Source organism: Bacillus sp. JJ1773, from assembly GCF_036962035.1.
Lineage (GTDB): Bacteria > Bacillota > Bacilli > Bacillales > Cytobacillaceae > Cytobacillus.
Window position 1 is genome coordinate 97,240 of sequence record NZ_JBALNX010000043.1, and the last position, 13,272, is coordinate 110,511.

Below are 13,272 nucleotides of genomic sequence, written 5' to 3' on the forward strand. Positions count from 1 at the left end.
AAATGTTCACACCTAACCTAAACGAACAGGCCGCAAATGTGTTAATTTAATATTAAATAAGGGTTCTCAAAAGGGGGGCAAACGCATGTTCACGATTGTGATGGCAGCAGTTCTTTGCTCTGTAATTGGCTGCATTATTTTTTCCGAAGTAAGTGTCGAAGCAGTAGGAATTGAATAAACACTTAAAAGGATTAACCGCATGATGGTTAATCCTTTTTTATCTTTTTAGGGGGAACTTTTAAGAGCGGATAAAGCTGTTTTTCAGCGGCTTGTTAAATATTGGTAAAGTGAATGGTTTTGATATGATGCATATTTAAATAGATGAGTTCCTCTCTCGCAGTAATGAGCTCAATAAAATTATTTTGTAATTTATTTAATTTGCCTATAAAGTCGGAGTTTTCACCTATATTAAGGATAACTAGCTCATCGACCATTTTTTCGATCTGGACCTCCAACGTTCTTGCTAGTGAAATATTGAGTGGCTGTAAAGGCAGCTGCTGATTTGTCAAACTGTATGGTCTTTGATTGGCTGTATAAGGGATCAGCCATTTCAAATGATTAAGAGAAATGAGCATTGTTTTATATACAGGTGAATAGAAGACAAAATAATTATTCATGATGCTTGAAATAAAGCCTGGGATTGGCTGATTGCCTGTAATGTAAATTTCAGTAAACATACCTTTTCCAAGTGTGAGTACTTTTCTTAAAGAAAGTTCTTCATCATGCTCAATATTCGGTGTTGCGGTTGGAGGTGTAATATCATCTTCTTTAGGTTCCAATTTCGTAATATTTTGAATATGAACGATGGGAAGGTATAGGTAATCCTTCCCATCGAACAAAACCAATACATCGCTCCCTATTTCGATTACCATTCCTGCAATGACCTTTTTTCCAGGAAGCTGTAATTTGACTTTTTCACCCATTAATTTTTTTAAAATGCTTTTCAACTATTTTCCCTCCTTTCTTTTTCATAGCAGGAATAATTAATTAGCTCGTTCATTCTTAGCTGCGTGATCCGCCAAAAATTGATTCAAATTGCATAACACTCATTCCACTATCATAGTTGTTATTTGAATTTTGGCTGTTATTATTGGATTGCATATTAGACTCGTTAGCTTTTACAATAGTGTTTATATGAGAAATATTTAAAAAAACCTGTGCGTCTTTTCCGACTAAGATGATATAGTCATCTCCAATCTCAGCAAGGAAGCCTGTATACCCTTGCTTGTTGTTGTTGTTGTTGTTGTTTTGATTGCCGTCGGTGTCAATGGAAATCCATTTTGAGTGGTGATCTTCGAGAACCTCTCTTAATGTCATCCCTTCAGAGGAATAATCAGTTACAAATGTTGTTTTTGATTTCTTGTTCTTTTGGTTTTTTGAATTCTTTGAGTTTTTTGTACTCCTTGTAAATCCCTTCATATTTTTAATATTATGGTAAATAATATTGTTATCCGTCTCGACTACAAAATAATCGCTTTTTATTGCTGCTAAAACACCTTCGATTGAATTCCCATCGCTTAACAAGATATTAATGTCTTTCCCAACTAATGAAGATAAATAGTGACCGAATTCCATTTCTATGAGCTCCTTTTTATTTGTTTTTTTGATGCTTTTAAGTTATAAGGATGCAAGCAGGTTTACCTAGCTTTCATCATTATCATTTTCTTCTTCTTCAACCTTTACACCGTAGCTAATGCTTCGAATATGATACATAGATAGACGAAGCAGTTCTTCATTGCAGAAAAGAGCGACAAACTCTCCGTTCGTATCATGAAGCATGCCTTCTACTTTTTCTGGTCCCCCTCGATTAATGGTTACCCATTGATACCTCAAGTCTTCTAATAGCTCTTCAAAAGTATCTGGAGCAACGTAGTCTAAAGAATTAATTTGATCCAGGCTGTAGTTTTGTCCGTTATTGCCATTTTTTCCGTTATTTGAGCCTTCGGTTAAACTTTTAATGTGCTGATTCTTGAAGTATACAACTCCATCGTTTTCACTCAATAAAATTAGGTAGTCATCTTTAACATCAAGTAGAGTTCCAGAGCCCGTTTCTGGTCCCCCTCTGTTTATTTTAATGACTTTATTTACTAAAGACTCCATCATGTCCTTACTCATTGCTACTCCTCCTTAGGATTTATAAGCTTATTCACTGCATATATATGTATCATAGGAGGACAATGTACTATTGAAAACGCCTGTTTTTACTATATTAGGTGTAAATAGGCAAAGAAAAAATTGGGCTATTTACAAGAATCACGTTTGAATAGAATGAGAGCTTCGAAAAAGACTGTGGGAAATATTTCTGAGGAAAATAAATGAGGTGGACAGACAAAAACAACTCTTTTTGCACATAGGAATTAGTTAAGGCTAAAGTGTTTGAAAGCGGGGGTGGAAATAATGTCTGGAATATTAACAGCGCTTGGCTATTTAGTGAAAGAGATTGTGTTTCTCGTTTCATATGTAAAAAATAATGCTTTTCCTCAACCGCTATCGGCTGCTGATGAAAAAAAGTATTTGCGGTTGATGGCTGCTGGCGACACACATGCTCGAAACATGCTAATCGAGCATAATTTAAGGCTCGTAGCTCATATTGTCAAAAAATTTGAAAATACTGGGGAAGATTCTGAGGATTTAATCTCTATTGGTACAATCGGGTTAATTAAAGCCATAGAAAGCTATTCAGAGGGGAAAGGCACGAAGCTTGCCACTTATGCGGCGCGGTGTATAGAGAATGAAATCTTGATGCATTTGCGGGCTTTAAAAAAGACAAAAAAAGATGTCTCTCTCCATGATCCCATTGGGCAAGATAAAGAAGGAAATGAGATATCATTGATTGATGTACTGAAATCTGATTCAGAGGATGTCATAAATACAATCCAATTAAATATGGAGCTTGAAAAGGTAAAGGAATATATAGGGGTATTAGATGATAGAGAAAAGGAAGTAATTGTGGGCCGGTTTGGTCTAGACCTGCAAAAAGAAAAAACTCAAAGGGAAATTGCCAAGGAATTAGGCATTTCCAGAAGCTATGTGTCCAGAATTGAAAAAAGAGCTTTAATGAAAATGTTTCATGAATTTTATCGTGCAGAGAAGGAAAAGGAGAAACGAAAAAATAGCTAATAAAAATGGTAAAGCACAATCACTTGCATTTATGGATTTAATGCTAGTGATTGTGCTTTTTTTGACTTATTCAATTCTGCCGTTCTTTAGAACTAATTTCCAATTCTGACCCCCATCAAACGTTTCATAAACATCATTTAAATAAGTAGAAAATGAAAGGGTGTTTTGATCTTTATGATTAACAGAAATAAACGTAATCGGGTTATCATAGCTTAAAAATGGTATAATAATTTGCTCAGCTTCCAATGTATGGATGTTCATTTTATAAAAAAGGACCTTATTATTTTCAACAGATGAATAATATAGGTTGTCTTCTGAAAAGGCCAAGGCAGTTGACATGATAGGATCAGTAACTTTAATCATATTTTTTCCTTGATCTTTAGAATAAAATATTCCACTTTTAGTTGACATCGCCATTAAGCTGTTATTCGTTGGATGGGCAGCAATCATTCCTAGTGTGTCTGCATCTAGTCCATTTAGTTGAACCTGCTCCCACGTTTTCCCCTCATTTTCGGAGATAAATACCCCAGGCTCTATTTGTGAATTTTTTTCCTGATTAATGATATAAATTACCTTTCCGTTATAGCTTACAGATAAAAAATAAAAATTACTCTCACCGTAGAAAGCGAGCTTATCTAGAGTTGCTCCTTTATCTTGGCTGTATACTAAGCCAAAGGGGTTTTTAAGATCAGATCCTTTTTCAGGGTGGCCGCTCGCCATAAATCCATCCTCTGTTGCCTGGAATCCCATATATTCATGTTTTTCAGAGTTTCCTTCTAACCATCCGCCATTAGAAAATACTTTTAAACCTTCTTGCGAGGCAATATAAAGCCCTGTATCATTTCCCGGATATCCTAACCCATAAATCTGCTCTAAACGCTGAGGCGCTGCTTTTTTTAACTCGAAGGTGCCAGATTCAACAGGCTCTTCTTTTTTAAAAGGCTGCTTCTGTTCATCGGCTGAACAGCCAGATGCAACTAATGCAAAAGCAAATGCTAAAAATGTTAAATGCTTTTTTATTCTTATCGATATGGTCATGTCGTTCACTCCAACTGCAAATTAATAAGATAAGAGATAAATCCCTTCCAATATTAACGGATATTATATTAGAGAAGCAAAGGATTCGTCCCGATTTTGGAAATTTGATAAATATTTCCCTGCTGCTACTATCTCAGAGCTGTTATTATTAACCCGTTTTTTCCATGAATATACTATTGCCTATACGCATATTTCACGAAAGTCATACCATAAAAATAGAAGGTAAAAAGGGAGGCAGAATCAAAATGCCATTTGGCTATTATCCGTATACATTTGCTTATCCTCCTCCTTTCCCGTACTATGGCGGTGGGGGATTCTGGTTAGCGCTAGCTATTGTTCTTCTAGTCTTATTCCTTATTTTCTTCGGGTTCTTTTTTTTCTCAGGCTGCTGTTAAAACATTAATTGGCTAACATCATTATTAAAATGAGGGCTTAATTGCCCTCATTTTTATGTTGATGTTAGTGTTTCTGATTAATAGAACTTTTTGGAAAGTTAACCTATAATAAAATTATTGAATAAAAAGGGGGAAAAAGAATGACAGCAACAACCTATTCAACTATTTGGGATTTAGATGTTTTCTTTAAAGGCGGCAGCTCTTCAGAGGCTTTTGCTCAGCATTTACATACAACAGAAGAGAAAATTAATGAATTTGGCTTACAAGTACATACATGGGAGACAACAAATTCAATTTCAGATAAAACATCATTAATTAACTTAATAGAAAGCTTTCAAATAGCAACAAAGAAGCTGCGTGAAGCCGGAGCATTTGTCAGTTGTCTGCAGGCCCAAAATACAAGTGATAAGAAAGCGGGTGAACACCGGGCAAAAATCACTGGGCTAAGTGCAAGCTTTCAAAACGTTTTAACCGTATTTGATGAAAAATTAACGAGCTACGACTCAACCGTTTGGGAGGAATTGCTGCAGGATCAGAACCTACAGGAACTATCATTTGTCTTAACAGAACGCCGAGAGGCAGCTGCCGAGAAATTATCTAAAGAGGAAGAAAGCTTAATTAATGCTCTAGGGGTTGATGGCTATCATGGATGGAGCCAGTTTTATGATCTTATCGTAGGAAAAATAAAAATCCCTTTTCAAGAAGACAATGAGGTAAAATCCCTTTCTGTAGGGCAGGCTGCTAATAAATTCTCTAGCCCTAATAGAGAAATCCGTAAAGACATCTTTAAAAAATGGGAAACAGCCTGGCAGGAGCAATCAGATTATTTAGCTAAGGTTTTAAATCATTTAGCAGGCTTCAGGCTAAATGTATATAAGCAACGAGGCTGGGAGGATGTGCTAAAGGAACCTTTAGCGATTAATCGAATGGACAAAGAAACACTCGATACAATGTGGGATGTTATTTCAAAAAATAAAGAACCTCTTGTAAAATTTCTAAACAGAAAGGCAGAACTGCTTGGGGTTGAAAAATTAAACTGGTATGACCTAGATGCTCCAATCAACAATACGGAATCGAAGCTTTCTTATCAAGAAGGTGCTGAATTTATTCTAGAAAATTTCTCGCATTTTGGTGATGAGATGACCGAATTTGCTAAAATGGCATTTGAAGAAAAATGGATCGAAGCAGAAGACAGGCCCGGGAAATCTCCAGGAGGTTTTCATACGTATTTTCCTGAGAGCAGCCAGTCCAGAATCTTTATGACATATTCAGGTACACCTTCAAATGTATCCACGTTAGCCCATGAACTAGGGCATGGCTTTCATACCTATGCCATGAGGGATTTACATTTATTAAACCGCAACTATGCGATGAATGTTGCGGAGACAGCCTCTACCCTTGCAGAAATGATTGTATCTGATGCAGCTGTTAAAAAAGCGCAAACCAAACAAGAGAAAATTGCCCTGCTCGAGGATAAAATTCAAAGAACAGTTGCCTTATTAATGAATATACATGCGAGATTTTTATTTGAAACTCGATTCTATAAAGAGCGCAAAAATGGAACAGTTAGTACAGAGAGATTAAATGAGCTAATGGAGGACGCCCAAAAAGAAGCCTATGGTCAATCGCTAGGAGAATATCATCCGACATTTTGGGCTTCTAAGCTTCATTTCTATATTACCGGTGTTCCATTTTACAATTTCCCATATACCTTTGGCTATCTTTTCTCACTTGGCATTTATGCACGTGCTCTAGAGGAAGGAAAGGATTATGAAGAAAAGTATATTGCGTTATTGAAAGACACAGCTTCAATGAAAGTAGAGGATTTAGCGAAGAAACATTTGGAGGTAGACTTATCCACAAATGAGTTTTGGGAAAAAGCCGTTCAACTCTGTGTGGATGATATTAATGAATTTCTTGAACTAACAAAATAATATTAAAAGCCGCACCTTAAAATTTTATAGGTTCGGCTTTTACCCCTGAGTATCCCTTTTTACAATAGCATCAACAGCCATTAGGAAAAACCCACAGACTAGAGAAATAGAAAAACTGATCCAAATTGATAAAAGAGGCCCAGCAGTAGAAAAAAACAATATACTAATTAACCATCCGATCAAGGCACTGTAAGGGATACGATATGATATCTGACGCCTGCTGAAAACTACCCAAAGCATAACTGGAATAAGAGCTGCATATAGCTTTCCGAAAAAGAAAAGAAGTTGATGCAAACTTGGTGCTATAGTAGAACTAATTACTAATAGTACAAGACATAGAAGACCAGAAATAAGATATGAGTATTGATAAAGTTGGCGAGCCGTCAATTTTTTTGAATCATTTAGACAGTTTTTAACAATAAGAACTGTTGTAGCATGTAATTCTGCATTTGCAGTAGTAGTAAAAGTTCCAAAAAAGAATAACATAATTAAAACAACCAGTGGAACAGAATCAATTTTAGGTATCAGTTGAAAAAGCAATGAGTATGAATCCTGATATCTTTGATCAAAGATCGAGATTAGTGTCATTGCTGAAAGAGCTAGGGGAATTGTTCCCAAAAGAGTTCCTGTTAACCAAAAAGTGGAACGGATTTTAGCGGGTTCAATTAAATAGATACGCTGCCAAGTAGAACGATCAGTAATGATCTGGCCAAATCCGATTAATATTGCAGTAATAATGAAGAGTATTGCTTCTTTATTATTCCAGACAAGTAAATATGGATGATATAAGCGAATCCCATTATAAATTGGAAAAACACCTTCTAGAATGAAAAAGTAAACAGGTAAAAAAATAATACCTGTAAAGATAAAAATAATATTAATTCCTTCAAACCTTTGTATCCATTTCATTCCTCCAAGCCCAGCATGAATGAAACAATAAAATAAAAAGAAAAAAAGACCAATATTCACTGGGATTTCAAATAAAATGTTTAGAAAAATTCCAATACCTATTGATTGTACAAATAATGAATCAAATCCAAGAAAGATTATCATCCATAATAGGGCTGATGAGCCTGATGGTTTTATTCGATCTTTAAGAAAATCACCTATAGTTTCATGCTGTGGAAAGTTAATACGTATTCGCTGAGCAATAATTCCAAATATAAAGAAGGTGAAAGCCCCCATAACTGAAAAACCAATTCCGCCAACTAATCCAAATTTAACAAGGGTTTCAGGAGATGTTACAATTGAATTTCCAGTAGCCCATCTTGCAAGTAAGCTTACAACTCCCAAAGAGAGTCCAAACTTTAGTGAACCGCTAATATAGTGTGAATATAGTTTCATTTATTTTTCCCTTTATTTCGAAAGTCTCTCGGTGATGAACCTGTTAGTTTATTAAATGATGAACTAAAATAGTGTTGACTGTTAAAACCGCATTTTTCCGATATGACTGATATACTCCAATCTTTTTGTTCTATTAAATACTTTTTAGCAATTTCAATGCGGAAGGTATGTAAATAATCAGTAAAGCTCATTCCCATTTCCTTGTGAAACTTTCTACTTAAGTAGGTAGGGTTAAGATGTATTTTTGAACCAATATAGTCAAGTGATAACTTACTATCATACTCTTTTTGAATGATAGTAATGACTTGTTGAATAATACTCGATTGAGCAGATAATTTTTTGAAAGGATTGAGAATAGAAAGCAGCTCTGACTCAATAACAGGCTTCGTAATATAATCGTTCACTCCAAGACGAATGGCAGTTTGTGCATATGAAAATGTTTGAAAGGCAGTAACCATAATAATTGCCATGGTGTAATTTTGTTTTAATTCAGCAGCTAGTTCCAAGCCAGACTTACCTGGTAGATGAATGTCTAAAAAAGATAATGTGATTTTGTGTTTTTGTGCAATACTAAGAGCTTGAGAAGCATCCTGGGCTTTATAGAAACTCCAATGAGGAAAGTGTGGCATTATTAAATATTCAAGCTGTTCTAATTCTAGAGGCTCGTCATCGACTAAAAGCACATTCATTATTAAAACCTCCTTGTTTGCTTACTCTGTGTTATCATCTGTTTTCATTGGCCAACTTACTATTGCTGATGTTCCGTGGTTTTTTTCAATAAGATTTAAAGAAACTTTTTCCGTTGGAAATAGTAATTTTAGCCTTTTCTTTATATTATTAAGACCATAGCCGCTATTGCTTGATGTTTGTATATCTGATAAAAAACTTCCGCTATTCCAAACCTCCACAAAAACACAATCTTCAATTTTATTTATATTTATAATTAGCTCTGAAGACCCACTGTTTTTTTCGATTCCGTGTTTAAAACAGTTTTCTACGAGTGTTTGCAGAAGAAAAGGTGGTGACATGGCTATTAAGCAACTCTCGTCAATCTTTTGTTTGACGGTTAGTCTTGAACCAAAGCGCAGGTTTTGAATAGTTAAATAATCATTCATGTATTGAAGCTCATCTATTAGTGGAATAAGTGAACGATTCGTCTTATATTTATATTTAAAATATTTTGATAGAACTTCAATAGAGTGAACAAGATCTTCTTTCCTATCAAGTCGGGCAAGGCTTAAAATGGTATTTAGTGCATTGAAGAAAAAGTGAGGCTGAATTTGCTGGTTTAGTTGATAATATTGTGCCGACTTGAGTTCTTTTTCAAGTGATATTAGACTTGCTTCTTTTTGCAGGATGTCAAACCTTTTCTCAAAAATCATTATAAAGGAAAGAGTAAAGGCTCCTAATAATGGAGATAAGATGCAAAGCATAATATAAAGTGAAAAATCATCTAAACTTAGCATGCATATCACTCATTTCAAGGAAAGATATAAACATTTTACCGCTTTCTACTAAAAAAGAAAGCGGTTTTTGTAAATTTTCTCGTTATTTAGAATAATGACGAAGAAAAATTTATGCATAATGACATGCCACTAATTGTTTATTGCTTATTAACCTCAGGCTAGGCTCTTCGTTGCTGCAGCGCTCAGTTGCAAAGGGGCAGCGGGTTTGGAAGCGACAACCTGGTGGAGGGTCTATAGGCGAAGGTATATCGCCTGACAATATTATTCTTTCTCGCTTACTTTCTGTATTAGGCACAGGTATTGATGAAAGCAGTGCCTTTGTATAGGGATGTGAAGGATTAGAGAAGAGGGTTTTCTTATCTGCTAGCTCCACTATTTTCCCAAGATACATAACCATTACCCGATCCGAGATATGATGAACAACACTTAAATCATGAGAAATAAACAAATAAGTTAATTTTAACTCCCGCTGAAGCTTTTTTAGTAAATTTAAGATTTGGGCTTGTATTGATACATCAAGTGCTGAGACTGATTCATCGCAAATAATCATTTTCGGATTGACTGATAGTGCGCGTGCGATGCCAATGCGTTGGCGTTGCCCCCCCGAAAATTCATGAGGATATCTTTCAAGAGATTCTGGCCTTAAACCAACTAAACTCATTAATTCGAGTAAGCGTTCTTCTTGTTGATTTTTGGGGAGTACTTTTTGAATTGTCATTGCCTCACTTAGTATTTGACGAATACTTCTTCTAGGATTTAAAGATGCATATGGATCTTGGAAAATGATTTGGATATCACCCCTTATTTGGCGCAATTCCCGTTTAGAGAGAGAAGTCAATGAACGGTTTTGAAAAATAACCTTTCCTTCTGTAGGTTCATCAAGTCGGAGAATTGAACGACCTGTTGTAGATTTCCCGCATCCGGATTCTCCGACAATACTTAAAGTTTCTCCCTCCATTACATGAAAGGATATATCATCAACTGCTTTAACAACTTGCTTTTGCTGAAAAAAAGAGTCCTTTTTAAGAGGAAAGTATTGTTTTAAATTTTGTACATTAAGTAAAGGTTCTTTTGATTTTTCAATATCTGAAATCATACTGACACCTGCTTTTCATTAGATGAGAGTTCCCACTCTGGATCATACATCCAGCACCGAATTTGTTCTTCATCTCCAATATTGATTAATTCAGGCAAACTGTTCCTGCAAATCTCTTTAACGTAAGGACAGCGATCTGCAAAACGGCACCCCTCTGGAAAGCTGTATGGGCTTGGAACAGTTCCTTCAATCGTTTCTAATTCCTCTTGTTCTTCATGAATTTTAGGTAAGGATCGGATAAGACCCTGTGTATATGGGTGCAAAGGATTTTTGAAAATTGTTTTTGTCGATCGATTTTCTATAATTTGACCTGCGTACATGACTGCTACTTTGTCACAAACTTCTGCGACAACACCTAAATCATGTGTAATGAAAATAATGCTCATACCTATTTGGTTTTGAAGCTTTTTCATTAGATCTAAAATCTGCGCTTGTATTGTTACATCGAGTGCTGTGGTGGGTTCATCTGCGATTAAGACCTCGGGTGTACAAGCTAGAGCCATAGCAATCATGACACGTTGGCGCATTCCCCCACTTAATAGAAAAGGTTCCTGCTTAACTCTTTTTTCAGGAGAAGGTATACCGACAAGTTCAAGTAGTTCTAATGCTTTTGCTTTTGCTTGCTTTTTATTCAATTTCTGATGAAGTTGAATTGCCTCTGAAATTTGACTTCCTATTGGAATAACTGGGTTTAGACTTGTCATTGGTTCTTGAAAAATCATTGAGATTTGATTTCCTCGTACTTTTCGTAATTCCGAAGTTGGCATTGTTACGAGGTTTCTGCCTTTTAATAAGATCTCTCCAGCTACAATTTTTCCAGGAGGAGTGGGAATAAGTCTTAGTATAGAGAGTGAGGTAATCGATTTTCCGCACCCCGACTCTCCTACAATGCCCATCGTCTCTCCCTTGCGCAGAACAAAGTCGATCCCGTCAACTGCTTTAGCTACACCTTTTGATGTATGAAAATGTGTTTTTAGACCTTTAACTTCTAAAATAACTTCCTTATCCATATGTTCCTCCTCTAATTAAGTTCAATTCTTTTGTTAAAAAATCGATATAGGATATCTACAAATAAATTTACGATGACAAAGATAATTGAGGCTATAAGTATTCCACCTTGAACCATAGGAAGATCTCTTGTCCTTATTGAATCGACAATCATTCGACCAAGTCCATTTATTGCGAAAACAGATTCAATTAAAACAGTACCGCCTAGGAGCGAACCAAACTGAAGTCCAACAACTGTAATAACTGGAATAAGTGCATTCCGTAATGCATGCCTGTAAATAATTACGTATTCCTTTACTCCTTTGGCACGTGCTGTACGAATATAATCTTGACTTACGACATCAAGCATAGTCGAGCGGGTCATACGAGCAACGATGGCTGCACCGCCAACTCCAAGAGAAATAGCTGGCAATATTATATGCAAAATACTATCCCATCCAGCTACCGGTAAAATTTGTAGTTTAATAGAAAATACATACATCATAACTAAACCAAAAAAGAAGCTAGGTAATGAAATTCCAAGTAGTGCAATTAACATGACCAAAAAGTCCATAAGGGAATAAGGTTTTATTGCTGAAATAATCCCAGCGGCCATACCAAGAACGATGGTGATTAAAATACTGAAAAAGGCTAATTCTATTGTAATTGGTAACCGTTGCATAATTTCATTAAGAACTGGTTGCTTATTTTTAATAGAATGTCCTAAATCGCCTTGAAACACATTAACAATATAGTTTATGTACTGTTCATGTAGAGGAAGGTCTAAACCAAGGTCCTTACGATATTGTTCAATTGTTTCTTTTGATGCACCTTCGCCTGCCAAAATCGCAGCGGGATCCCCAGGGACCATTTGCATAATGAGAAATACAACAAGCGTTACACCAAAAATAACCGGGATAATTTGCAGTAAGCGTTTTGATACGAAAAATAACATAAAACCTCACCTTTCATGAGTTTATTTTTTCATTCGTGGGTCCAGAGCGTCACGTAATCCATCACCAAAAAGATTAAACCCTAATACTAGAATTGAGATGACTAAACCAGGAAAAATCGCCATATATGGAGCACTGAAAAGAAAGTCACGTCCACTTGAAAGCATAGTTCCCCACTCCGGAGAGGGAGGTTGTGCACCAAGACCTAAAAACGATAACCCAGCAGCTGATAAAATGGCTGTCGCTAATCGTAATGTACCTTGAACGATTATAGGGGATAGTATATTCGGAAGTATGTGTCTGAAAATTATGATGGCATCATTTGCGCCTAGTACACGGATCGCTTCAATGTATTCCAGCTTTTTTACTTCCATAGTTGAACCGCGAACGATTCGAGCAAATAAAGGAATAGAAAAAACACCAACTGCAATTGTTACGTTAATTAAACTAGGTCCTAAAGCACTGATGATTGCAAGAGCAAGTAAAATACCTGGAAAAGCTAGCATTACATCAAGAACTCGGCAAATAATATTATCTACCCACTTTCCGTAGTAACCTGCAAGAAGCCCCAATGTAATTCCAAAGATAGCTCCAAATAGTACAGAGGAAATCCCTACACCCATCGATAATCTTGAACCATAAAGGATTCGGCTTAGAATATCACGTCCCTTATCATCGGTACCCATCCAATGCTCAATGTTCGGAGGCTGCAGCTTGTTTTCAAGCTGAATGACGTAGGGGTCGTAAGGAGCTAGAAATGGAGCAAAAAGAGTCATGATTAAATAAAAGATAATAATAATTCCACCAAATAATGCAGCTCGATTAGAAGTGATGGAAAAAATAACTTGTCTCCATCTCTCCTGTTTACTAGCTTTTCTAATTGATCGAAGTGATGGATTTGTGCTTGAAACTAAAGGTTTAACTTCCATATGGTATATC

The 13,272-nt window shown here is 36.0% G+C and carries 14 protein-coding genes; 3 read left to right on the forward strand and 11 right to left on the reverse strand.

Annotated features, from left to right (window positions below):
* Positions 1-272 precede the first annotated feature (272 nt).
* The 3 genes from V7127_RS12480 to V7127_RS12490 form a co-directional block, all read right to left on the reverse strand.
* Positions 273-947, reverse strand: coding sequence for a DUF2642 domain-containing protein (locus V7127_RS12480; protein WP_335354169.1), 675 nt, complete (start codon positions 945-947; stop codon positions 273-275).
* A 55-nt stretch (positions 948-1,002) separates the two neighbouring features.
* On the reverse strand, positions 1,003-1,575 hold the full coding sequence (locus V7127_RS12485) for a hypothetical protein (protein ID WP_335486451.1): 573 nt from the start codon (positions 1,573-1,575) through the stop codon (positions 1,003-1,005).
* A 66-nt stretch (positions 1,576-1,641) separates the two neighbouring features.
* Positions 1,642-2,115 (reverse strand): hypothetical protein, encoded by a 474-nt coding sequence (locus tag V7127_RS12490; protein ID WP_335347972.1) that lies wholly within the window; start codon positions 2,113-2,115, stop codon positions 1,642-1,644.
* 282 nt (positions 2,116-2,397) lie between these two features.
* Between V7127_RS12490 and sigK the strand changes: the two genes are divergently transcribed.
* Positions 2,398-3,120, forward strand: a complete 723-nt coding sequence (gene sigK, locus V7127_RS12495) for an RNA polymerase sporulation sigma factor SigK (RefSeq protein ID WP_335486454.1) — start codon at positions 2,398-2,400, stop codon at positions 3,118-3,120.
* Between the two features lie 66 nt (positions 3,121-3,186).
* On the opposite strand, the gene V7127_RS12500 is transcribed toward sigK, so the two are convergent.
* The gene (locus tag V7127_RS12500) at positions 3,187-4,158 is read right to left on the reverse strand and encodes a F510_1955 family glycosylhydrolase (protein ID WP_335486577.1); all 972 of its coding nucleotides are present in this window, start codon (positions 4,156-4,158) and stop codon (positions 3,187-3,189) included.
* Positions 4,159-4,403: 245 nt separating this feature from the next.
* Here V7127_RS12500 and V7127_RS12505 point away from each other — a divergent pair, with 245 nt between their 5' ends.
* Positions 4,404-4,553 carry a hypothetical protein gene (locus tag V7127_RS12505; protein WP_335486457.1) on the forward strand — a complete coding sequence of 50 codons (150 nt, stop codon included), beginning with the start codon at positions 4,404-4,406 and terminating at the stop codon, positions 4,551-4,553.
* Positions 4,554-4,693: 140 nt separating this feature from the next.
* A complete protein-coding gene (locus tag V7127_RS12510) occupies positions 4,694-6,487 on the forward strand; it encodes a M3 family oligoendopeptidase (RefSeq protein ID WP_335486460.1) in 1,794 nt (597 codons plus the stop codon).
* Between the two features lie 39 nt (positions 6,488-6,526).
* Here V7127_RS12510 and V7127_RS12515 read toward each other — a convergent pair whose 3' ends face one another.
* From V7127_RS12515 to V7127_RS12545, 7 genes are all read right to left on the reverse strand, one after another.
* On the reverse strand, positions 6,527-7,831 hold the full coding sequence (locus V7127_RS12515) for a hypothetical protein (protein WP_335486463.1): 1,305 nt from the start codon (positions 7,829-7,831) through the stop codon (positions 6,527-6,529).
* Complete coding sequence (locus tag V7127_RS12520) at positions 7,828-8,520, reverse strand: response regulator transcription factor (RefSeq protein WP_335355572.1); 693 nt, start codon at positions 8,518-8,520, stop codon at positions 7,828-7,830. Before V7127_RS12520 ends, V7127_RS12515 begins: the two co-directional genes overlap by 4 nt.
* 21 nt (positions 8,521-8,541) lie before the next feature.
* Positions 8,542-9,213, reverse strand: coding sequence for a sensor histidine kinase (locus V7127_RS12525; protein ID WP_335486466.1), 672 nt, complete (start codon positions 9,211-9,213; stop codon positions 8,542-8,544).
* 193 nt (positions 9,214-9,406) lie between these two features.
* Positions 9,407-10,393, reverse strand: coding sequence for an ABC transporter ATP-binding protein (locus tag V7127_RS12530; protein WP_335346900.1), 987 nt, complete (start codon positions 10,391-10,393; stop codon positions 9,407-9,409).
* Positions 10,390-11,403 (reverse strand): ABC transporter ATP-binding protein, encoded by a 1,014-nt coding sequence (locus tag V7127_RS12535; RefSeq protein ID WP_335486469.1) that lies wholly within the window; start codon positions 11,401-11,403, stop codon positions 10,390-10,392. The genes V7127_RS12530 and V7127_RS12535 overlap by 4 nt, the downstream gene beginning before the upstream one ends.
* 11 nt (positions 11,404-11,414) lie before the next feature.
* Positions 11,415-12,335 carry an ABC transporter permease gene (locus V7127_RS12540; protein ID WP_335346898.1) on the reverse strand — a complete coding sequence of 307 codons (921 nt, stop codon included), beginning with the start codon at positions 12,333-12,335 and terminating at the stop codon, positions 11,415-11,417.
* A 21-nt stretch (positions 12,336-12,356) separates the two neighbouring features.
* On the reverse strand, positions 12,357-13,262 hold the full coding sequence (locus tag V7127_RS12545) for an ABC transporter permease (protein ID WP_335346897.1): 906 nt from the start codon (positions 13,260-13,262) through the stop codon (positions 12,357-12,359).
* Positions 13,263-13,272 lie beyond the last annotated feature (10 nt).